The following is a 23,153-nucleotide window of genomic DNA, read 5'->3' as shown; positions in this document are numbered from 1 at the left end:
ATGTACACGTTTATCGTTGTGGATGACGAGCCGTTGATACGCAAAGGTCTGTTGAAAAAATTAGAGAATTTCGATCATTCGCTTGAACTTCTTGGCGAGGCGGATAACGGTGCAGATGCACTCGCTCTGATTGATTCAACCAAGCCGGATATTATCTTTACGGACATGCGCATGCCTGAAGTTGATGGCAAGCTGCTAATCAGAACGGTACGGCAGCAATATCCGCAGATGAAGCTCATTGTCATTAGTGGTCATGCCGATTTTGATTATATGCAGGAGGCTATCTCAGCCAAGGTCGTTAATTACCTGCTGAAGCCTTTTAGCAGAGAGGAGATTCACAGCACGCTCCATCAGGCTATTCATGCCATCGAACAGGAGCGTTCCTTGGAGCGTGAGGTCCTTCTGCGAACCGTAGAAACAGAACAGATGAAAATCGATGCTGATATGCAGGCCTTCTTGAATGTTGTGCTGGCTCCCAATGCATCCAGCAAAAAGCCTGCGTTCCGTTCTGCAGAATTTGCTGCCATCTTTGCAGCTGAGCAGTCTGTTCTAATGACGGTCTATAGCCCTCAACCGCTCTCGGCACAGCAGCTGCCTACATTTTCAAATGGTCTGTACATTCCTCATCCGCAATCGGAGCAGCTTCTGTTTTTCCTGATTCATGATCCGGAATGTGAATTTCATGAATTGCAGAAAAAGGCGCTTCAAACAGCAAACGTGATTTTGACGAAAGCGCAATCTACAGACATCTGCATTGGGATCAGCTCGCCGCTCACAGGCACTGACGGTGTCCGAGAAGCGCACCACCAAACCATCCTTGCCTTAGATGAACGATCCATAACTGATTTTGGCAAATGTTACGTGTATTCCGAGAGAAACATTCCGTTCAGTCCTCTGAAGTGGACTCGAATGTTTGAACTGCTGTTCTTCATTGAGAGCGGAAATTCACAGAAGGTTGACGAACTCATCACCGATTTTTTTGCCTTCTACATCCGGCAGCCTGACACCTTGCTTACCCATCTGAAGGAACAATGCAGGGAGATTATTACAGAAACTAAGCGGCTGTTAAATGACTATCTTCAAAACGGGAGCAGCAATAATGCTTCCTCAAGTCTTGAGGCTGTTCTAAACGTCTCCTTCGATATGGAATGCATCCGGCAATACATGAGAAAGGTACTGACCGGAGCAGCACTTCTGTTGAAAGATGATAACCCGTACGCATCGGATCAGGTCATCGATAACGTAAAAAAGTATATAGATAATCACTTTACCAAGGATTTGACGCTGGAGTGGGTATCGTCTCTGTTTTATCTGAACCCGAGTTACCTCAGCTATTTATTCAAAGAAAAGACCTCCGAGAACTTTACCGATTACGTGAACCGTCTACGAATCGGGCATGCCAAATACCTGTTAGCGAGTACGGACGACAAAATCTACCGTATTGCCAAACAGCTGGGTTACGATAATCCAAAGTACTTTTTCCGGGTATTTAAAAAAGTGACAGGCTGGACTCCAGAAGAATTCCGAAAACAGCATAAATCCTTCTCCGCAAATAACAAGGAACCAGGCCATGTTTGATGGCCCAGTTCCTTGTTGTCGTAGTGCTGTTTAATGGCTTAAAGATCAAGCAATTTCGCAACCTGATCGTGGGCTCGGACGATAACGGCAGCAAGTTGTGCGCGTGTCAGCGTGCTCTGAGGTTGCAGTAGTCCATCGGGTGAACCCTGGAATATACCGAGCTTGATGGCTGCTGCCATGGCTGGCCGACTCACAGGTGTTAGCTGAGCCTGATCCTTGAAGTCTTCCAGCCAGGAATCCATTTCGGCTTCCGACAGCTCTGTATTTACTCCAGCCAATTTCAATGCTCGAACGAGTACCACCGCCATGTTCTCTCTGGACATTGGAGCGTTAGGCTCGTATTGCCCTTCCTCCGTCAGGTCATACTTCACGGCAGCTCGTAATACCGGATCAAACCATTTTTCATTGGATGCAGATGCTTCCGGCTCGATGCCTAACACATTCAGAGCGACCATTAACGTTTGGGGGGATGTTGTCGTTCCCTGCGGCTGCATGCGCTGATCCGAAACGCCGTTGATCAGAAGCAAACTGCTTGCTTTAGCTATATCTCTGGCATACCAAGCCGATGAATCAACGTCAACAAAGCTGCGTGATGCCTGAATAGCTGCGTAGGTTCCTCCTTGATTAAGCAGCACGTTCCATACCTTGTTACCATTTGTATCCTGAGTCAAGACGCCGGGGACTGGAGTAAGTGCTCCTTCTTCTCCAATATATGCAATTGTTGTGGCGTCTGCAGCAACGCTAGCGTCAACAGGCAGAGTTGTCGTGAAGAATATACCTTGCTTAGTTTTAATGGTCACATTCCACGGCACCCCGATTATCTTCACGCCCGATTTTTGAATGCGTTTTACCTTCTGTTGGTCCGTCTCACTTCCCTTTTCTACGGAGACGGCAGCAGCGGTATTCCCTCCCGAATCAATCTCGCCTTTATTCTCGGATCCTGATGCGGGTGTCTCGCCAGGTGTACCAACACTACCCGAACCTGGCGAGCTTGGCGAACCAGGATTCGTTCCCGGATTTGTTCCTGGGTTCCCTGGATTTACCTCTGTATCTTTTACAGTGAATGATAATCCGTCGATTCGAAGATCTGGTTCATGAAACACCACGTACAGATCATGCACACCACTCAGGGCAGAAGAAATTTCGGCTTCTACCTCAGCGTATCCTAATTCCTTGACTGAGACGTTAGCATTACTGATTTTGTAAGAGACAGGCTCTGTCACCGGTACATTCCATACAGCAAGTGGGACAGAGTCAGGCTTATCTGCATGTAATGAGATCGTCCCCCCTTTTGCATTGGATGCGACTGAGGCTTTCACCTTATGAGCACCTGTCAAATCGACCTTCGGTAAGGCAACCCACGATCCATCTTGCTTCGAACGAACGGCATAGTAGCCTCCTACAATCGCTTTTGCTTTTAACTTGGCTGCAGTGCGCTCCTTGGACACTTCGTGATAAACGACTTCATTGGAAGCAAATGCATGATCAAATACATTGATGGGCTCGGTAAGAGATAAAGTCGCCACCGACTTCCCAGTAATGTTTAACGACTTGGAAACTTGCATGTCCGCATCTGCCGCCGAAGTTCCAATCATAAAATCATAGCTTCCTTGCTCAACGATCCAATCGTTCCGATTCACATCCCATAATGCGAGCGTTTGTGGATCGACCTCAAGCTGCACTTCTTTCGTTTGACCTGGGGCGAGATGGACCTTATCAAATGCGGCCAATTTCTTCTTGGGCGCATGCGCACCGTAAGCGGAACTTCTGTTACGGGCGTACAACTGCACCACCTCGGACGTCTCAACTTCACCCGCATTCGTAACACGGACTGAAACCGCGAACGGCTCTTCCCCTGAAACCGAAGAAGGTACGTTAAGTGAATCGTAGGTAAATTTAGAATAAGACAGTCCATAACCGAACGGATAGGTCACCTTGGCATCCGTGTACATGTACGTCAACCCAGATTCAATGGGATCTGCATTTGTCATATCAACTGTGAAACGAGGGTCGATGTTGTCGAGATTAGATGTGTTTCCTTCCGGCACGACGTAGGAGTTAATCGCCGGAAAAGCATCCATGCCCGCATACCATGTGGACGTCAAGCGGCCTGTCGGGGCGTATTCACCATACAGTACCTGGGCCAGTGCATATGAATCATATTGACCGCCATACGGCTGATATACAATGGCGGATACGTTTGGATTGTCTTGAATGCGTTCCATACTTACAGGAAAACTCGATTTAATAACGACGATCGTTTTCTTACCTTCGGCTGCAAAAGCAGCGGATACGTTATCAATTAGTGCATAATCAGCCTCACCCATATCCAGGCTTGAACGATCATTGCCCTCGCCTGCACTGTGACGTGGTGGTGCTCCTACGAAAACGATCGCATAATCGTCTTCAGCAGCTCTTGCTGCTGCATCTTCGCCCGCACTTCTCACAATGCTCTTCTCAAATTTAGCCACGTCGGGGCGATTCGCAGCATTTTCTCTTGTTCCCAGCGGTGACGGTGCAGTCACGAGCTTTCCGTTCCCATCTACTTGGATGAAGCGCCCGTTGGCATAATACCAGTTGGTGAAGTCGCCGGAGAATCCAGTACGGTAGCCATTAGCAACAATAGATACGGATCCATCCTCATTGTTTTCCATTCGCAGCGTTGGCGGGATGGCACTCGTGTCTCCCATCATATCCGGCAGGCTCCAATCGTTATTTGTCAGATTCAAGCTCGTGCCATCCGTGTTACCCACCGCTGCATTATAGGTCGCAGGCGAAGTAATCCAACGTTGATTATGAAGTGACAGCAGACTCGCCCCCGCTTGACCCCAATCATATACACGGAACAAATGGGAAGAACTGTCCTCTGCTGGCGTATCCGAAGTCGTGATGAGCTGCGCTCCCTCCGTTCCGGCATTTGGACTGTACACATCTGCGGTAACGGTTTGTTGGTTGGCTTTGGAGGTCAGCGTAATGACTTCACCTCCCGGAGCATAGTTTACGTTACTGCTTCCGTTCATTTTGATGATGGAACGCAGTGGAGATTCACCGGAGTTCTCCAGTTCGGGTGTCTCCCCGACTGAGTATGTCGTTTTGAAACGGGCATCGGCATACACGCCGGAGACAGCAGCACGATTTCCTTTTTTGAGTGGAAGCGTACTGTCATTTTTGAGTAGCACAATACTTTCCTGAGCCGCACGAAGGGCTACTTCCTGATGGTCCAACTGGTTGTAGTCAGAAGGTGGAGATGTTCGTACGTCCCTCGCTTCACTCGCGAACGGATAATCTTTCGGAATGCCCTGCTCATCGGTTTCATTAAAAATACCTAAACGCACAAGTTGGTTTACATGGGGTCTGGCCGCTTCAATAAGCTCTTCCTTGGTAATACCGTACTCTCCTTGTTCCACAAGGGCCACAAGGTCAGTCACATCGGCAGGAGTCGTACCTGAAGGCCGTCCCGCATTGGCTTTGGCAAGAGCCATAAGGACGGTTGCATGACCACGATCCACAGCATACCGATCATCGTACCCGTTCCCGAGCTGGTTTGCGTTGGACACAATGGCATCACCGTTAAAATCAGGTGAGCTGTATACGCCATATTTGGCGTTCATGTTGGCCAATAGCTGCAGTGGAGAAAGGATATTAGGAATTCCGTTTGTCCGGCCATAGGAAGTCATTGTACCAGCTAAAGCACCCGATTCGAAACCCGGCAGTGCCGCTTTCGTTTGATACTCGAATAACGAACGTGCTCCCGCGCTGTTATTAGCGGTTTGCCTAAACCATTGTGCATTATAGACGGAATAATGCTTGGTTCCTACGGCAGCTCGCATCCAGAATCCATCCTCACTGGCCGGCTGGTCCACTCCGCTTAAACCGGTAGCCATCTTGTCAATCAGTACTCCAGCCATATTCGGGTCCTCAGAAAATCCTTCGTCGAAGCGGCCGCTGAGCGGATTGATCCGCATGTCACTGACAACCGTGAATGCAACGCTTAGAGAAGCATCGTTCCCCCCGTGAATATTGGACTCGCCTTGTTTAACCTTCAGTTTACTGATTTTCTCACTGCCCATTACTTCTCCGATATCGGACAAAAGATCCTTATTCCAACTCTGTCCCATGCCAATAAGCGCGGGAAAATCTGTCGATACCCCCTGAACGTTGTCTGCAGCCGATAATGCGCCGGGAATCACCTTGCCAGCATTCGGTCCTTTCGTAAGGGTATAGTGGTTACGAGAACCTGTAACATATACTGCTGGTCCTTCTAGCCCGGTGTAATCAAAATAGGTATCCACGAAAGAGTTTAAATGCTCGGGATTACCGTCAAACAAAGGCATCCCATCAAATACGCCTCCTTGCTGAGTATTAAACTTAACTTCGTTCGCAGCGGAAACAGATGACGGTATAGTGGCCCATGAACCCATCATCAGACTCGCAATCGTTACCATTGAGAGCATCCTCTTGCCCACTTTTTGTCTTAAAATGCTTGGCATGCGCTGCACCCCTCCCCATTTATTGTAATCGCTTTCAGTTATTGATTATAAAGGGGCCCGCAGTGCATTTTGTTTGTGCCTTGAAGTACAGTATTTTTAGGTTAACGTTATACGGAGAAGCCAGCACAAAAAAAGCCGCAAGTATGCGGCTGCAATCTCTTCGTTTAATTTTAAAATAATCATAGATCATCTCACATCAATTTTATACGTTATACTGCCATCATTAATCATCATTTTTAGTTTTCTTCAAGCTGACAACAGCTTTTCCATTTACCCTACCTTCTCCCAGGTCACGAAGGGCCTGAGATGTTTCACTCAAAGCATACTCCCGATCAATACGTGGAGTAACCTGGCCTGATTCAACAAGTTCCTTCCAGATGGTCTGGTCTCCATGGTTCGGTTTATGGATAAGAAGAGTTAATTTCTTCTTTTCCAGCCAAGAAACGAACGGGCTCCATACTAAGTTAAGCAAGATATGCGGCATAGGGCCTCCGATCATGACATAGGTGCCCCCCTTCACTAACGCTCGCTTCAACGCAAAAGCAGATCGGTTGCCGACAACATCAAGAATCAAATCATATGCTGCTCTACTCGCTGTGAAGTCCTCTTTGGTATAATCCACAACGTGATCGGCGCCTAATTCAAGCAGCATATCCAGCTTCTCACCACGATCCACCGCAGTTACTTCTGCTCCCTGTAATTTGGCATATTGAATGGCGAACGTCCCAACTCCGCCCCCGGCTCCATTAATTAGAACATGTTCTCCCTTTAACAGGTTCCCATGCTTCCTAATTCCTTGCAGAGCTAGAACGCCCGCTTGTGGAATGGATGCTGCCTGTACATAAGTGATTCCCGCTGGCTTGGGAGTCAACGCCTCCTCATTCGCACACACATACTCCGCGAATCCTCCCCAGCCACAGCTGGATAGGTCTCCGAACACCTCATCACCCGGTTTGAATCGTTTGACAGCGGGTCCAGCCATGATTACCCTCCCTGCAATGTCTGCACCAAGAATCGGGTAACGCGGGTGACGAAACGCACCTATGCGGTTAACAAATGGTTTCCCGCGAAGAAGATCCCAATCCCAGGAATTCACCGAAGTCGCATGTACTTCAATTAATACTTCATTGTCTTTCGGCATCGGAACATCTACCTCTTTTACTCGCAGGACCTCTGGCGTTCCGTAGGTATCGTAGACCACCGCTTTCATTACTGCTGCATTCATTTTTGGGGATATTCCAGTGTCAGTCAACCATATTTCGCTCATGGGCATTCTCCATTCAATAGACAATGTGTTTCGCCTTCAAACAACTGATACGCTTGGAAAAAAATGACGTTTCATTTTGAGGATGTAGATGCCGATTTAATGTATAGATTTGAAGTGTACCCTTTAGAACAGGTATTCCAGCTGGCTTGACTCTGGTATTGTACCAGGGTTTATCGTAATCCATAGCAGATATGGTTTTTACGAATCAGGAGGAATAATAATGTTTATTGATCCATTTGATCAAGTATTTGAAATTATGAAGCAGTCTTTTCCTGAATCAGAGTACCGGGAATACGCACACCAGAAGAGATTGCTGGCTAATCCACGTTATCACCTATTTACTGAGAAGAACGATCAAAATGAAGTGATTGGCTTCCTCGCTGGATGGGAGTTCGAAAAATTCAGGTATATTGAGAATGTAGCCGTCTCTCCAGCCATTCGCGGTGGCGGTATAGGCAGACGGATGATGGAACGCTTCATTAAGAAGTCGGACAAACCCGTTGTATTGGAAGTTGAACTACCTGAGGATGATCTGAAATGCAGAAGAATCGGTTTCTATAAACGACTGGGATTTCAATTGGAAGATTATGCGTATGTTCAGCCGGCTCTTCGTGAGGGGCAGCGTGCCTTGCCTCTTCAGATCATGAGTTATCCGGCCCCTTTGACTTCTAGTGAGTTTGAAACGGTTCGAAACGTATTGTATAAGGAAGTGTATGGCGCCTCCGACTCTTACGTGTACACATTGAATAGATAAGTGCAGATAGAAGGGAAAACCATGAAAAACGATTATAAAATCAATGAAATCGCAAAGCTCTACGGCATAGGTGTTGATGCGCTGCGTTATTATGAGAAATTGGGATTACTGTCTCCTGCGCGGGATAGCAACGGATATCGCCTCTATCGTCTTCAAGATATGTATAAACTGAATATCATCCGCGACCTGCGTCAGCTGGACTTCACCATGCAGCAGATTAAAGCGTATCTGGATGATCAAAGTGTTGAAAATACGCTTGAATTGTTGTTCAAGGAACAACAGCTGATCCAGGCGCAGGTTGCCAAGCTTGAAATGAACCAGCAGATCATTCAGAGCCGAATCAAGGTACTGACCGAAGCGAGACAGATCAAGACAGGTGTTTTTACCATCAAAACCTACCCCGATAGACCTTGTCTGCAATTGAATACACGGATCACCAGGGATGAGGAGATGGATTATGCGGTTAAGAAGCTGCACAAGAAACATAATAGTCACGTGTTGGATTTTGGGAATCAGTTATACGGGGCATCAGTTTCTCTTGAAGACTTGAAGCAAGGTGTAAAAGATGTATTTAATTCCGTGTTCTTTATATTTAATTCGGATGAAGCAGAACGAATTGATCCAGATTATTCGCTGCCTGCAGGTGATTATTTGTCACTCTACTATCGGGGTCATTATCGTCAAAGTCACGAGAAAATGCTGGACGTGATTAAGTATGCAAGCGAACAAGGGCTGAACATATCCGGAGATCCTTTTGAAATTTATGAAATTGATAATCGGGATACCATCGTTTCCGATCAATTCTTGACGGAAATCCAGGTGAGAATCACAACCGAATAAAAATAGGTTAGGAACAAATAAGCCGATCCGATAAAGGATCAGCTTATTTGCGGGGTTCATCTGTTAAGCACGCTTGTTCTCAACAGATTTCATGCGGTTTTGGTCGTCATCCTGCCGGTCATGACTGAACTCTTGCCCGGCTTCTACTTCGCCCTGCCCTGATACGCTTCGGGCAAAATTGGTGAACTGTCTTTTATGCTCGTCCAGCTCGTGTTTTTGTTTAAGAAGTTCTTGTGGATCCTGATTCGTCATCTGCTAACCCTCCTACAACACCGAAATAGTCTCCACTTTATGAGTTTTGCTGATGCTTGGATTCATCTTGAATTTCTTCACGGAATCCGGAAATGCTATGTTTACGGCGCTCATTTTTTTCCTCAATCTGACCTTTTTCCCGAGCTGGAATTTCATCACCGAATTCTTCAAGATAATCCTCGGCTTCCCGGTAATTTTCGATTGTGTTTTGAACTGCATTTTGCAAATGCTGCACATTGTCTTCACGGTTATCCGGTTTGCTCATACATCTCACCTCCCCAAAAATGGAATCAGTGCTGTTTATTCGCACTACAGAAGTGTTCCATAAGAGAGTGAAGCTTATGCATGAAATTCAGTCTCCTTTCCTTCGATAATGCAATGGTGAATGGCCTGTGACGGCTTTGAATACCCGACCGAAATGGGTTACACTCCCGAATCCAACCTTCCTCGCAATCAAATTGACCTTGAGGTTTGAGCTCTCAAGCTGCTTTTTTGCCTCCTTGATTCGCACACTATTGACGTATTCTACAAAAGCGAATCCTGTCGCTTCTTTGAACGATCGACTCAAATAATAAGGACTGATATAGAACTGATCTGCCAGCAAATGAAGCGACAGTTCGTCCATGTAATGGTCGTTAATATAACGGACAATTTCTGAAATACGCTCATGCATGGGACTTGGCGATGCCAGCGGTTCCGCATCATGCTGCTTGAAATGTCTACAGCACATGATAAGCAGCTGCACGGCAAGTGTCTGGGCATACAATTCGAAGCCGCTTCCTTGCTCCTTCATCTCCTGCATAATGGCTCTTGTGTGCATATCGATCAGCTCTCTACTGCGCAGGGAACCTTTCAATATCAAATAATCCCGCTGAAGCAGAGGTTGAAGCACTTCTTCATGGGAACCGTCCACCGAAAAATACTGGGCATGCATATTAATAATAAGCCGCTCATGCTTTGGCCGTTCCGCATTGGTCGTGCGATGAAGAACGTTGGGAGAAATAATAACCACGTCGCCTTCCGCGATGGTAATCGTCCGGTCCTGGATGAAAAACTCCCGCTGCCCTGACATCAACACATAGATTTCATATGTGCTGTGAAAATGGCTTACCGGCATATGATGGCTTAATGCTTTTCGGTGGGATACCAGGAATGTACTCTCCGAATTTTCAAAGTATAGATTCCCCATCAAAGTCATGCTCCCTTCCGTTCCGTCCTTGATGTTTATATTATATCGCAAGAAATAAGAAGAAATGGGCATTTTCCGCAAATCATGTACATTATCTGTTGGTAAAATGGGATTACAACCAACCAAGGAGGAAGGATACATGCAAACCACTTCATCTACCTTGACGCCAATTCAATGGGCGTTAAAAGCCTGTGAGGCCATTATGGATACATTCGAGCCGGAGCATCTTCCGCCAGACCGATTCCATTATCATCAGGGTGTCTTTTTATCCGGGATGGAGAAAAGTTGGCGACAAACCGGAGAACAAAAGCTCTATGATTACTTGAAAGGCTGGGTCGATAGTCAGATTCTGGAGGATGGCAGCATCAAAAAGTTTAAGTCTGACGAACTCGACGACATCCAGCCCGGTGTTCTTCTCTTCACTCTCTACGAGCAGACGGGAGATGAACGGTATAAAAAGGCGCTTCACACCTTAGTTCCTCTCCTAAAATCCTGGCCCACTAATGCATCAGGCGGATTCTGGCATAAGGGACATTATCCGAACCAAATGTGGTTGGACGGTTTATATATGGCTGGACCGATCGCGGTGCAATTCGCCAAAACATTCGGTGAGAGCGATTACATCGATATGATGACCTATCAGGCGCTGCTTATGGAAAAGCATACAAAAGACCCTGTCACTGGCTTGCTCTACCACGGATGGGATGAGACAAAAGAAGCCAAATGGGCTGACCCTGTTACGGGTCTTGCTCCGGAATTCTGGGGCCGGGCCATTGGCTGGTATCCGGTAGCACTGCTTGAAATGTTCGAATACATGCCTGAGGATCATCCGGACAAAGATAAACTCGTAACGATCGTACAGGATCTGCTGATCGCTCTGACCAATTACCAGGATCCCGCCACCGGATTATGGTATCAAGTCATCGACAAAGGAGATCATCCGGATAACTGGCATGAGAATTCCTGTACGGCTCTCTTTGCACATGCCATTGCCAAAGCCGTTCGATTCGGCTATCTGGACCCTAAATATTTGCAATATGCATGGAAAGGTTACCAAGGCGTTATTGATACACTACAGTTTGACGAAAATGGGAACGTTATCATCGGTAATATCTGTATTGGCACGGGAATCGGCGACTATGATCACTATATTGCTCGGCCAACCAGTGAAAACGATCTGCACGGGGCAGGTGCCTTCATACTCATGTGTGTCGAGATGAATTTGGCAGCAAAATAGGTTAAACGCAAAGAAGACAGGGACAACAGTCTCTTGTTTCTGTTTGAAGCGGATCGGAAGCCTGTAATTGACGTTTGATAATAAAAAATATAAAAAGCAATAAAAAAAGGTCGCTAGAATTAGCGACCTTTTGTTGTATCTATGTTTATGATTTTCCATCATGCTTAAGTATTAGTGAATATCTTTCTTTTTGAAGCTGCCGCCCTTCACTTCTGCTACATCATACACAACTACAAAAGCATTCGGGTCAATTTCATGAATGATCTCTTTAATTTTGCTCTCTTCCATACGGTTGATTACACAAGTGATTTCTTTAAATTGTTCATTAGAGTATCCGCCATAAGCATCCGTATAGGTTGCTCCACGACCTAAACGGTCACGAATAGTTTCGACCATGATTTCGGGTTGATTGGTGATGATTTTAAACGTTTTGGAACCGCTCAAGCCTTCTTCAACGATATGAATAACTTTGGAAGCAATGAAATAAGCCAGCCCTGACAAGATGGCCCCTTGCAGACCAAACACAGATGAAACGACGATAAATACAAACATGTTTAGGAACAAGATTAGATCACTGGTACCAAAAGGAACTTTTCGTGATAGCAGTACTGCGAGCATATCTATTCCGTCCAACGCCCCGCCATTACGAAGTGCCAGACCCATACCGAAACCGATGATAATCCCGCCGACAACGGTAACCAGCAAGGTGTCCCCTTCGATAATTGTAGGTACATGGTGCATCAGACTGGTACTTACTGCGAGTGAAGCAATACCGATAATGGAATAGAGAGCGAAGCTTTTACCTATTTGCTTATATCCCAGCCACACAAAAGGAATATTGATTATACCGATCAGCATCCCCAGCGGCAATCCAAACAATTGTGAACCAACGATACTCAGACCCGTTACACCACCGTCCGAGACATTGTTGGGGATCAAAATGGCTTCAAGACCGTATGCCGTTATAAAAGCCCCGATGATGATCAATAAAATTTTCGAAAAAATTCTTGCCTTATTCGATTTTGCTTTCTTTCTTTGATGCATTCAATTTCCTCCTTGGATAAGAACTCATAAAATATAGTTTATATTAATAATCACCAACTTGACAAATTTTTCGCATTAGTTATGACTGTTAGTATTGCTTTTTTTCGTTCTTGTTACCCGTTGTATCCCCTGACAAACCTTAAAAGTACAGTCATGAAATTTTTAATAAAAACACAAAAAAGCCGCTATATCAGCGACTTATGGTGTGACGCATTTTATACCCACAAATACTCAATTACTTGTCATTAAGTCCTTTCCCATCAAGGATATGCGGGATGTACTTTTCGACTCTCGACTCTCGGGTCTTGGATTGTTTGGGTGAAGAAAAATGCATGATATATGCTCTCTGGCGTCCTGGTGTCAGTCCTTCGAAAGCTGTTTTCAGATCAGGTATTTCAACAAATTTGTTGGCTAATTCCTCAGGCAGGATATACTGGTCATGCTTTTTAAGTTCAACTTGCAGACCCGCTTTCTCAATCTGGACGGCTTCCTCAATATAATCCTGAATGATCAGCTGCATTTCTTGAATCGTCTGAGCATTGGTGAACCGAAGCTGACGTGCTGCCTGCACATTTTCTGTTTGCTGAATCAGGATTCCATGAGGGTCTTTTAGCAGCGCCCCTTTGTGAAACAACAGGGCACAATACTCCTTAAAACCATGGATCAAAACGATATTTTTGCCGTCCAAAGTGTAACAGGGATGCATCCACTTAAAATCTTCTGTGAGCCCGCAATCCAGAACGATCTCCCGCAGCAGCTCGAATTCTTCTTTCCAATTCTTCAGCTTGTTGAAATAGGGATCAATTTTTGTATTTCTCTCACCTTTTAACATCGATGTCCCTCCTTAGATTATGCCAGAAGCTTCTCAAGCCCTTCGCACCATTTACTCCAGCCATACTTGGCACCAGCCAGTGCTTGAGGATTGGAAATTCCGGTTTGTTCAAGGTGAAGGTTTACTGTACCGTTTCCTAAATCTTGTAATGTCCACGTAACCGTATGTTTCTCTCCGCTTTCCCAGGTATAGGAGAGGCAATGTGGTTCTTCTACGATCAGGACTTCTCCTTTAATAATTCCGTCCCAGTACTCCGTTGCCTGCGTTCGAAATTGAAAACGGTGACCAACCACTGGTTTGAAATCATTCTCCATTCCTTGACCGGTATGAATGTTGGCTACCCACTTGGCAAGCTTGCTTGAATCCGTTAAGGCTGACCAGAGCTTCTCGATCGACGTCGCATACTGATAGTCCAATTCCAATGTTAAACTCATTCTTCTTCCTCCTTTAATAGTTGGTCCAGGCGCATCATATTTATACTCCAGAACTTGCTGTAGAAAGCCACCCAATCTTGAACTTCTTGTAATGGTGAAGCATTGAGCCTATACCTCGTTTCCCTGCCGACTTTTCGGTCAACGACCAGATTCGCCTCTTTAAGAATGGTCAGATGCTTGGATACCGCTGTCCGTCCCATTTCGAATTGTGAGGTTAATTCATGAAGCGGTACCTCCTCTTCTTCGGTTAACATCTCCATCAACCGGCGCCTGGTTGGATCTGCAATGGCATCAAATACATCACGTGATCTTTGGTTCTCACTCACGCCACTTCCCTCCAATCTGCTGTATCGGAACACGGATGATACGGAGGATTTGTTTTTAATGTCGCTATATATTTTTGTGAAATGTTCTAATCAGACACCTTTTGGTGTCGAATTGATTATATGACACCAAAAGGTGTCGTGTCAACACCATTTAAAAATTAGCCTATGAGCGGCTTCTTTCTCGGTTCACAGCAAATTTCCAAATAAAAAAACACCTCTTATGAGGTGTTTTTACGTTTATCCAGTTAGTCAATGGGTCTTTTGTGAAAGGAAAGTCTATGTTCTGAACGACGCTTATTGATAATTGCTCCCAACAATATTTATGCTACTACTTTCGAATTCTTTATTTCTGATTTGATAAGAATGGTATACACTATTCCACCAAAGAACAAACCGACAGTTAATCCGTTCGCAGAAGAGTATATCACGTGGAAAAGATCACTGTGATAGAAGACCAGCATGACATTCAGACCATACTTAACTACAAAGTTAAGCAGGACGATCACCAGAGGAAGATAACTTGTCTTCTTATAAAAGGTTGAATTTTTGATATAAAATGCTTGAAAGTTTTTGTTCAGGACATATCCAATCAGAAAGCCAGGAACGATAAAGATAACATAACTCGTTAAGGTTACACCGATATGAGAGAATGATGTCGTTATGGTCCACAGACCCCATATCATGAATATTAATGGGGCAACAAACATCTTGGCCAAGTTAACCGCTCTTTCCTGTGAATTTTTTATGCCCAGTATAAATAAAGCCACTAAGAGCATCCATACCCAGGTTGGTGTGTTTACAATAATCTGTTGGACTGTGATGTTCATTATATTTCCTCCTATTGTCATCTCATGCACTTATGCAATGAAGTTTTTTTGAACTTATAATTCAATAGTAAAGAATTTTATGATACCCCACATCCACTTAGCGATTGATTTTGGTTTTGCAATAGCTCTATCTAGAGATATACATGTCACCAGTCAACCTGACTTTTGTCATAAAATCAATAAAGACCGGCTCAACTCTCGCCGGTCTTTCTATATATTGCTTTACTTCACTGGTCACTCTACCATCCCTGTTCGTATTGCCAAAACGACAGCTTGAGTACGATCTTCAACTTCAAGTTTTTGGAGAATGCGATGGATATGAGTTTTGACTGTACCTTGGGAGATGTATAGAATTTCAGCAATTTCAGAATTACGGCGGCCGTAAGACATTTGTTGCAGCACATTTAACTCGCGTTCTGTCAGCAAATCTGACGAATTCGTTACTTGCCCTGATTGTATGGGTTTTCCATCACTATAGATAGCTTCAGCCAGTGCTTTGCTGGCCGTTGGTGTCCTGAAGATCGCATTCCCTTGAAATGCCCAGCGTATACCTTCAAGGATTTCCTTCATATCCGTGTCCTTTAACAAGTAACCTACTGCGCCAGCTCGTATACCTTCGATAACATAGGTTTGCACATCAAAGGTGGTTAAGAGCACTATTTTAATTTTTGAATTATCATGCAGAATTTTTTGAGTTGCTTCAAGCCCCGATGAATGCGGCATCTGAATATCCATTAATACAATATCGGGATTCATTTCCAATGAAATGTGGTAAGCTTCGTTCCCATTGCTCGCTTCCCCCACGCATTCCATATCACTCTGAGAATCTATGATGTATTTTAACCCTTGTCGGATAAAAGGTTGATCATCAGCAAGCACAATCCGAATTACATCTTTCATAAACATTACTCCTTCTCTTCCACAATAGCTATACGCTCAACAGGGAGCATAACTTTTACACGAAAACCATGTGGCTCGACTGATGAAATAGAAACACTTCCGCCCCACTCTTCACATCGCTTTATGATTCCATTCAACCCATAACCCAAATGTCCTGCTCCTCCCTTTTCAGTTCTGCCATTATCTGTGACTGTAAGTTGTATTCTGTCACCAGCTTCATCAATATCAATCCAGGCCTGATCTGCATCTGAATGACGAAGGATATTGGTTAACGATTCTTGTAGAACTCGATATAGCACAATACTCGTTTCAATTGGCCACTCGGATAACTCCGAGTTTTGATTGAATTTGAACTGCACGGAAGATCTACCTTGTGTTTGAGAGACCAGGCCTTTGAGGGCAACGATTCCCAAGCCCATTTCGTCGTTGGTCCATTCCTTGACAGCTACTCGTACTTCGGCCATGGCTTGACGGGCAATGCCAAGTAACTGGTTGATGGAATCCGAAGCCTTTTCAGGTTCAGTTACATGCATAATCTGTAGCGCCTGTAATTGTACGATTAGTGATGTTAATTGATGGCCGAGTCCATCGTGAATTTCTCTTGAAAGTCTTGTCCTTTCTTCCAACGCTGCATAACGTATCGAATGTACAGTCGCTTCCTGAAGCTCCTTATGAGCTACCTCCAGCTCCTGATGTGCTCTATCTAGTTCTTTAAGATGAAGAGTTGTCAGAAGATGAGCATCTCTTCGAATTTTGATACTTCGAGCAACAAGCATCACGCCAAGCAGTCCTAAGATCGTACTCAGAGACAACGCATTTACCCAAGCAATACAAGATAACGTAATTAAGCCCATAATCAGCGAAACACGGGGATACACTCGATTCATCAACAGGATAATAAAGTAAAGCGGCCATAGTAATGTGGTATGTGGTGAGTCAAAAACATAGTGGAGAACAAGAATAATCGAGATGATCATCATTGAAACAACATAATACTTCACTTCATTCCACCACGTTGTCTCCGCCCAGATTAAGACCATGTACAGCAACAATACAAGAAACCCACCAATTAAGCTGATGGCAGCCTGATTGGTATATTCATAAAAGTAGGATAATGCCAAGAGCAAAGTTCCTAGTATACGAATCAAATTGATGTATAATTTCTCTTCCTTCAATGTAGATGCCACGGAAAACCTACCCATCTAATGAATTGCCCAGCAATTAAATACTATACGTTAAGCTCAATACTCAGGACAAGAGTGTTGATTCCATAAAACCGAACAGCCTACAAAATTTCGGCATCCATGGGCTTCAACCCATTCCCCTGTTCAAGTGCCTACATACAATACCTTAGACTAATGAACAGGAGTGATGATGTATGACATTTTTACCTCCCTTTGGACCTGGTGGTGGGTTTGGTGGACCAGGCGGTCCTGGTGGAATTTTCGGACCTGGGTTTCCTGGAGGCCCTGGAGGTCCATCAGGTCCTCCCCCGTTCCCCGGAGGTGGAGGCGGTGGACCGCAAGGCGTGCAACCCCCTCCCGGACCGCCGCCTTCATTTGTTCCACAGCAGTCGCCTTCCTTGTTTGCAGTAGATCCAAGAGCAATATCCGGGTGTCTGTTCCGCTACACTTATATTTGGCCGAATCGCGGTCCCGGTTTCTGGATGTACCCGGTATTTGTCGGCAGAAATTCGGTAGCCGGCTTCCGCTGGACTGGATTCTTCTGGGTGTACAGCGGCATTGACCTGCAGCGGATTAGCTCCTTCAGCTGTTTCTAATACTTAAACACCCTGATTGTGGTTATCTGCACAATCAGGGTGTTTTACATTGAATCCAGGGTCTTGCTACTTGTTGATAGACTCCAATGGACCCTTCATTTTACTAATCGACCAGAGCACGATTGGGAACCCAATGCCGAAGATCATGGCGTAGTAAGGCCAAATCTGATTTATTTCAATGATATATGAAACGTTGGGCCAGATAAAATCAGCCATGGCCAACACCATCAGTATCAAAGGAATGAATAGTGAATTCATGCTTCGAAGACGAAAAGCTTCTGCAAGCCCTTCTGCTGAAACATATAGAAGCAATGCAAGTCGAAAGAAAATCGTAACGAACCAAACAATGGCAAGGATGATTTCAAATCGCTGAAGAAACTCACCAATACTAATCGTCCGATCAATAAAAAAAGTAGGAAACGTCAAGTCCGCCACGACACCAGCGCTGATCACAGCGATGATCTGCATAACCATGAAAAAGTACATGGCTCCGCTAATCAGAGCACTTACAATCACCGATTTTCTCCACTTTTTCGGATCAGGGAAGTGATGGGCAAAGAAAAGAAACAATACCGCCTCCAGATAAGGAAAAGCAAACAGATTAATGGATGCGAGAACGACAGGCTTCAGTCCGTTTTCCAAAACAGGAAGAAGGTTTTTGAAATCTGCATCCGAAAAAAGTGTGATCCTAACCAACAAGTATAGGGCCAGAAGAAAAAAGATAAGAATCTCCGCACAACGCCCGATAACAACCGGACCCGAGCGAACGGCAAAATAGACAGCTAGGAGCATAATAAAATATATGGCATCATAAGGAGTTTCGGGCATTATTGAGGTCGTGACAAAGTCTCCCAGATTTCGAAGTGTCATGATGCACTCCAAAAAGGGAAAGGCAAATATAAAAATTATACTTATGGTTCCGCCCAAGGGACCAAAGACATTTCGGAGATACTCAACGAAGGTTCTGCCCTTCATTTGCCTGACGATGGAAGTGTATAACGGTATCAAAAGCAAATGAAAAGCCAGGGAAATCGGAACGGAAAGCCAGGCATCCTGTTTAGCAACTGAAGTTATCGCAGCTGGAAGCACCAAATATGCACTTCCGATCTGATACAACACAAACCATGTGATGGCTTGTCGAACAGTTAACTTGCTACCCACTCCCGTCCCCCCCTTTAAGATAAAATACTTGCAATGTACTGACTTACCGGTTGAAATATCATCCGGATACCCGCTAACGGACTCGGTAGTTCAACGTGTCCGATTTTCAGAACGATCAATATCGCTCCTGCGGCGAACAAAATGGAGCTAACTACCATTTCACGCACATGGTGCTTCTCCTTCAATTGACGAAACTCATAAAACATGTTCAGGATCGAGATGATAAGTACCGCATACAGCATATACATTCACTCCTAATGTTGCGGTTCAGAGTCGATGGGATTGGTGATTTTCCCAACCCGGTTTAAATGGAAATGAATATCCAGATTGACCTCAAGCTTTTGAAATTTCTGCTTCCAATCCCCTCTCCATTGGTGCCACTCACGAGGGAATCTTTGATGAAAGGCTTCCCCGAATCCGAATATGTCGGAGCCAATCTGCTGCGCTTTTTCAATACCTTCCTTCAGGATCTGTTCTTGTTCTTCTCTGGCTACTGCCTGAAACTCATTAAATGTCTTCTCATCCTTCAGGTCAGCATCACATTCAACCTCTCCGATGTTTGCTTCAGTTTCCACGACAAGAGAGACAATCGGTTCATTGTTTTTTATGCCCGGTTTCATTTTAACGTTGTTACGTATGACTTCAAAAGCAAATTCCCCTTCTGAATTCGGACATGTGACGGAAGCTACAGAACTGGAAACACGGTTTGATATGTAGGTAAACGCCTTGCTTTTGGACTCTTCTATCCAGCCGATCAGACGATCTCCCTGAAAGACACCAATGCCGGTAAATAAATAGTTTGCGTGTTGTGGCGATTTAGTCACATTATCCACCTTTAATCCTTTGTCTAGATTGTTCAGCCGAATGCCAGTCAAGACCGGCTCAATGCCATCCTTCTTTAAACGCTGCAGAAGGTCTTTGACATTGACCGCGGAAGTGGGTGCCCATGTCTTTTCAGACACATTCAGAGCTTTATACATATCCATTGCAGGCAAAACCTCGGTTGGAGCCACAAACGTAACAGCATCCTTAGCTGAACTGCCTCTGACAACAGCCAAATGAAAATCAGGCCGAACTTCATGATCACGAAACAGGAAATCCAGCGGCTTCTTGATTCCTTTTTTTGCTGTATCTTCGTCAAAGATTACAAACTTTAAGTGAGACAGATACATCTTCCTTGATGATTCCGTGGTGAGTTTTCGAAGAGCTTCAAACAGCGTGTTTGCTCGGCTGGAAAAAACGATTGTAGGTGACCGTTCCATCGCTCGATTACGAGACATCTGAGACGGATCAACCACTTGCAGACTAATCTCATACTGGCCATCTACGGTATCAATGCCCATAGCCATCACGACGGATATTTCGTTTAACTCCTTACTACTCCAACAACCCGTAACAATGACCATAAGCAAGATGTAGACTATCACTTTAGACATGGTGGATCGGTACGAGTTCATTGGCTTACTCCCTTGGTTTGTTGTGATGATTTGCTTTGTTCTTAAATGGAAACCGCAGTACGGCATCACTTTGTTTCGACGATCGAAAATTGGCTATTGGACTCATATATGGCACACCGAATGAATGAAGACTATTCAAATGCACAAGGAGTATGAGCATGCCTACCGTCAATCCGTATACGCCAAACATAGCGGCCATTCCAATAAAAGCAAACCGTAATATCCGGATGGGAATAGCCATGGTGTAGGACGGGATGACAAAGCTTGAAATCGCTGTAATCGCAACAACAATGACCATAACGGGCGAAACGATGTTAGCTTCTACAGCAGCCTGGCCGATGACAATGGACCCAACAATCGAAACGGCCTGACCGACCGTCCGCGGCATTCGTAGACCTGCTTCTCTCAGGATCTCGAATATGACCTCCATAATCATCGCCTCAACAAATGCAGGAAACGGTACACCTTCACGTTGCGCAGATAAACTCAGTAATAGAACCGTTGGGATCATGTCCTGATGAAATGTAGTTAGTGCCACATATATAGCTGGAGCCAGCAAACATATTGCCAGGGAGATGTACCTTAAGACTCGAATGATGCTGCTGTAAATAAAAGATTGATAATAATCCTCCGCGGATTGAATGAAATCAACAAATACTGCAGGCGCAAGGATGACAAAGGGAGTTCCGTCGATAAATATCGCGATTTTTCCTTCCATCACACCTGCTGCAATAGAGTCTGGGCGATCCGAATTATAAAATATAGGGAAAATGGTCAATTGCTTGTTCTCCACTAAACATTCTTCGAGGTACTCCCCTTCAAGCACGCGATCCACTTTCATATTTTTCAGTCTGGATATCATGTTTCGTACCAATTCATCATCAGCAACTCCATGCATATACATGACCGATATGTCTGTCTTTGTTTTTTCGCCAACCTTGACGTTTGTTAGTCGAACTCTTGTGTCCTTCACTCGGCGACGGACCATCGTTGTATTGGTACGAAGATTCTCCGTAAACGATTCTTGTGGACCTCGGATTACAGGCTGCGTCTTCGATTCCGTTATACTGCGTTCTTCCCAACCAGGTATGGAAACGACTAACCCTTCCCCCATCCCGTCGATTAGCAGGAGAAGTCCACCTGATAGAATCTGTTCCAATGCATCTTCAATGTTGTCAGAGAAACTTACTTCACCAACGTCAAGAACGCTATCTTTTAGGAAAGATAAGCTTAACTCATCTGCAGAAGTCTCCTGCAGCGGACGAATTACGTTATCCTGTATCTTCTGCATGTCTGTCATACCGTCCAAATAAAAAAGGGCCGCGTGGTAACTGCCAACGGTGATCTCGCGAACAACAAAATCCGAACTTTTTCCCATGAAGTCACATATGAGATCTATATTTTGGTAAATTTGCTTGGAAAATTCGTGTTGTAACTTCATTTTCACCATCCCCTTGGATATGTAGTATTGGTACTAATTCGAATAATAAACTTCTCCCCGTCAGAATCACGCTATCGCATTAAGCCAAAAAAAGACCGTCCAATTGGACGGTCACCACTAGTACACATATATTACAACTTTATTCCAACCCTTTTTTGGCGTAGTCCGTCAAAAATTCAACGGTTTCCGGATCATAGTGAGAGAAAAATGCACTTTCTTCTGTATCCAGAGCAGCTATTTTTTCCATATCCTGAGCGGTTAATTGAAAATCAAAAACGTTAAAATTCTGTACCATTCTATCTTTATTAACCGTCTTCGGAATTACAACCACACCACGTTGAATGAGGAAGCGCAGAGCGACTTGTGCTGTCGACTTATTGTATTGATCCCCAATTTCTTGCAAAGTAGCGTTCGTGAACAGTTCCTTTCTTCCTTCAGCAAAAGGACCCCACGATTCAATCTGCGTATTGTATTTCTTCATAATGTCATGCGCCTTATTCTGTTGGTTGAAAACATGTGTCTCAACCTGATTGACTGCAGGTACTACTTCACTGAACTGTACCAGGTCGATGTATCGATCCGGATAGAAATTGCTTACCCCGATGGCTCTGATCTTACCAGCCTTATAGTATTCCTCCATAGCCCGGTATGTTCCGTAGTAATCACTGAACGGCTGATGGATCAGAAGCAAATCCAGATAATCAAGCTGTAGTTTTCTCAGGGACTCTTCAATTGAAGCTTTCGCCCTTTCATAACCTGCATTGGATATCCAGACTTTCGTCGTAATGAAGAATTCTTCTCTCGGCACACCGCTTTTTTGGATGGCACGACCCACGGCTTCTTCATTCCGGTAAGCCTGTGCCGTATCAATGGAACGGTATCCAACACTTATCGCATCTAGCACACATTTTTCACATTCGTCCTGATCTGGAATTTGATAAACTCCATATCCGAGAATCGGCATCTGTACCCCATTATTTAATGTTACATATTCCATTCTTCATTCCTCCTATTCAAGCTATAGATAATCCACGAAACGCCTAATCCTATTATGCAACAAATGAAATAATATCAGTTATCTCATTTGTCTCATATGTTTGCCTATTCCTCTTACGCAGATGAAAAAGTGTTGTTACCTCTATTACAGAAGAGACCGCTGTCCTTATGTTTAATGTGTATACTTCTATTCATTTTGTGAATGATCGTATAATTTTTTTGGAAAATGAGGCTGCTAGCTCACTTGATTTAGATACCATCTCAAGGGTCTTAAACTATTTGAATATGATTATTCAACAATTCAATAAGGCGCAGACATGTTAATCGTTCAAAATGTATAGAGAGGAA

General features: G+C 44.6%; 22 protein-coding genes. 5 read left to right on the top strand and 17 right to left on the bottom strand.

Going from position 1 to position 23,153, the window contains the following annotated elements; all coding sequences use genetic code 11:
- Positions 1-1,578, top strand: a complete 1,578-nt coding sequence (locus MHB82_RS14605; protein WP_341175065.1) for a response regulator transcription factor — start codon at positions 1-3, stop codon at positions 1,576-1,578.
- A gap of 38 nt (positions 1,579-1,616) precedes the next feature.
- Here MHB82_RS14605 and MHB82_RS14600 read toward each other — a convergent pair whose 3' ends face one another.
- Both MHB82_RS14600 and MHB82_RS14595 read right to left on the bottom strand, forming a co-directional pair.
- A complete protein-coding gene (locus MHB82_RS14600; protein ID WP_341175064.1) occupies positions 1,617-6,068 on the bottom strand; it encodes a glycoside hydrolase family 3 C-terminal domain-containing protein in 4,452 nt (1,483 codons plus the stop codon).
- Positions 6,069-6,291: 223 nt separating this feature from the next.
- On the bottom strand, positions 6,292-7,335 hold the full coding sequence (locus MHB82_RS14595; protein ID WP_341175063.1) for an NAD(P)-dependent alcohol dehydrogenase: 1,044 nt from the start codon (positions 7,333-7,335) through the stop codon (positions 6,292-6,294).
- A gap of 220 nt (positions 7,336-7,555) precedes the next feature.
- Between MHB82_RS14595 and MHB82_RS14590 the strand changes: the two genes are divergently transcribed.
- Positions 7,556-8,089, top strand: a complete 534-nt coding sequence (locus tag MHB82_RS14590) for a GNAT family N-acetyltransferase (protein ID WP_341175062.1) — start codon at positions 7,556-7,558, stop codon at positions 8,087-8,089.
- Between the two features lie 21 nt (positions 8,090-8,110).
- Complete coding sequence (locus MHB82_RS14585; protein WP_341175061.1) at positions 8,111-8,929, top strand: MerR family transcriptional regulator; 819 nt, start codon at positions 8,111-8,113, stop codon at positions 8,927-8,929.
- Positions 8,930-8,992: 63 nt separating this feature from the next.
- On the opposite strand, the gene MHB82_RS14580 is transcribed toward MHB82_RS14585, so the two are convergent.
- The 3 genes from MHB82_RS14580 to MHB82_RS14570 all read right to left on the bottom strand — a co-directional run bounded on the left by MHB82_RS14580 (position 8,993) and on the right by MHB82_RS14570 (position 10,370).
- The gene (locus MHB82_RS14580) at positions 8,993-9,181 is read right to left on the bottom strand and encodes a hypothetical protein (RefSeq protein WP_110822176.1); all 189 of its coding nucleotides are present in this window, start codon (positions 9,179-9,181) and stop codon (positions 8,993-8,995) included.
- A gap of 37 nt (positions 9,182-9,218) precedes the next feature.
- Positions 9,219-9,446, bottom strand: a complete 228-nt coding sequence (gene tlp / locus MHB82_RS14575; RefSeq protein WP_095358074.1) for a small acid-soluble spore protein Tlp — start codon at positions 9,444-9,446, stop codon at positions 9,219-9,221.
- A gap of 87 nt (positions 9,447-9,533) precedes the next feature.
- The gene (locus tag MHB82_RS14570) at positions 9,534-10,370 is read right to left on the bottom strand and encodes an AraC family transcriptional regulator (protein ID WP_341175060.1); all 837 of its coding nucleotides are present in this window, start codon (positions 10,368-10,370) and stop codon (positions 9,534-9,536) included.
- Positions 10,371-10,509: 139 nt separating this feature from the next.
- Between MHB82_RS14570 and MHB82_RS14565 the strand changes: the two genes are divergently transcribed.
- Positions 10,510-11,607, top strand: a complete 1,098-nt coding sequence (locus MHB82_RS14565; protein WP_341175059.1) for a glycoside hydrolase family 88/105 protein — start codon at positions 10,510-10,512, stop codon at positions 11,605-11,607.
- A 171-nt stretch (positions 11,608-11,778) separates the two neighbouring features.
- On the opposite strand, the gene MHB82_RS14560 is transcribed toward MHB82_RS14565, so the two are convergent.
- The 7 genes from MHB82_RS14560 to MHB82_RS14530 all read right to left on the bottom strand — a co-directional run bounded on the left by MHB82_RS14560 (position 11,779) and on the right by MHB82_RS14530 (position 17,145).
- Positions 11,779-12,651, bottom strand: a complete 873-nt coding sequence (locus MHB82_RS14560) for a YitT family protein (RefSeq protein WP_341175058.1) — start codon at positions 12,649-12,651, stop codon at positions 11,779-11,781.
- Between the two features lie 235 nt (positions 12,652-12,886).
- Positions 12,887-13,483, bottom strand: a complete 597-nt coding sequence (locus tag MHB82_RS14555) for a YdeI/OmpD-associated family protein (protein ID WP_341175057.1) — start codon at positions 13,481-13,483, stop codon at positions 12,887-12,889.
- A 17-nt stretch (positions 13,484-13,500) separates the two neighbouring features.
- Positions 13,501-13,917, bottom strand: coding sequence for an SRPBCC family protein (locus MHB82_RS14550; RefSeq protein WP_341175056.1), 417 nt, complete (start codon positions 13,915-13,917; stop codon positions 13,501-13,503).
- Positions 13,914-14,243 (bottom strand): ArsR/SmtB family transcription factor, encoded by a 330-nt coding sequence (locus tag MHB82_RS14545; protein ID WP_341175055.1) that lies wholly within the window; start codon positions 14,241-14,243, stop codon positions 13,914-13,916. Before MHB82_RS14545 ends, MHB82_RS14550 begins: the two co-directional genes overlap by 4 nt.
- 320 nt (positions 14,244-14,563) lie before the next feature.
- Positions 14,564-15,070, bottom strand: coding sequence for a DUF6622 family protein (locus tag MHB82_RS14540; protein WP_341175054.1), 507 nt, complete (start codon positions 15,068-15,070; stop codon positions 14,564-14,566).
- 234 nt (positions 15,071-15,304) lie between these two features.
- Positions 15,305-15,970 carry a response regulator transcription factor gene (locus MHB82_RS14535; protein ID WP_341175053.1) on the bottom strand — a complete coding sequence of 222 codons (666 nt, stop codon included), beginning with the start codon at positions 15,968-15,970 and terminating at the stop codon, positions 15,305-15,307.
- A gap of 5 nt (positions 15,971-15,975) precedes the next feature.
- Complete coding sequence (locus MHB82_RS14530) at positions 15,976-17,145, bottom strand: sensor histidine kinase (RefSeq protein WP_341175052.1); 1,170 nt, start codon at positions 17,143-17,145, stop codon at positions 15,976-15,978.
- Between the two features lie 203 nt (positions 17,146-17,348).
- On the opposite strand from MHB82_RS14530, the gene MHB82_RS14525 reads away from it, so the two are divergent.
- Positions 17,349-17,750: a collagen-like protein gene (locus MHB82_RS14525; protein ID WP_341175051.1), complete on the top strand. Its 402-nt coding sequence runs from the start codon at positions 17,349-17,351 to the stop codon at positions 17,748-17,750.
- A 66-nt stretch (positions 17,751-17,816) separates the two neighbouring features.
- Here MHB82_RS14525 and MHB82_RS14520 read toward each other — a convergent pair whose 3' ends face one another.
- The 5 genes from MHB82_RS14520 to MHB82_RS14500 form a co-directional block, all read right to left on the bottom strand.
- Entirely contained in the window at positions 17,817-18,911 is a 1,095-nt protein-coding gene (locus MHB82_RS14520; RefSeq protein WP_341175050.1) for a GerAB/ArcD/ProY family transporter, read from the bottom strand.
- Positions 18,912-18,925: 14 nt separating this feature from the next.
- Positions 18,926-19,153, bottom strand: a complete 228-nt coding sequence (locus MHB82_RS14515; protein ID WP_110822183.1) for a hypothetical protein — start codon at positions 19,151-19,153, stop codon at positions 18,926-18,928.
- Between the two features lie 12 nt (positions 19,154-19,165).
- A complete protein-coding gene (locus MHB82_RS14510; protein WP_341175049.1) occupies positions 19,166-20,347 on the bottom strand; it encodes a Ger(x)C family spore germination protein in 1,182 nt (393 codons plus the stop codon).
- A 25-nt stretch (positions 20,348-20,372) separates the two neighbouring features.
- The gene (locus MHB82_RS14505) at positions 20,373-21,809 is read right to left on the bottom strand and encodes a spore germination protein (RefSeq protein WP_341175048.1); all 1,437 of its coding nucleotides are present in this window, start codon (positions 21,807-21,809) and stop codon (positions 20,373-20,375) included.
- Positions 21,810-21,948: 139 nt separating this feature from the next.
- A complete protein-coding gene (locus tag MHB82_RS14500; RefSeq protein WP_095358088.1) occupies positions 21,949-22,806 on the bottom strand; it encodes an aldo/keto reductase in 858 nt (285 codons plus the stop codon).
- Positions 22,807-23,153 lie beyond the last annotated feature (347 nt).

Origin of the sequence: Paenibacillus sp. FSL K6-2862 (assembly GCF_038005125.1) — a bacterium.
Classification (GTDB): Bacteria; Bacillota; Bacilli; order Paenibacillales; family Paenibacillaceae; genus Paenibacillus; species Paenibacillus illinoisensis_A.
This window is presented reverse-complemented; position numbering and strand designations above follow the sequence as displayed.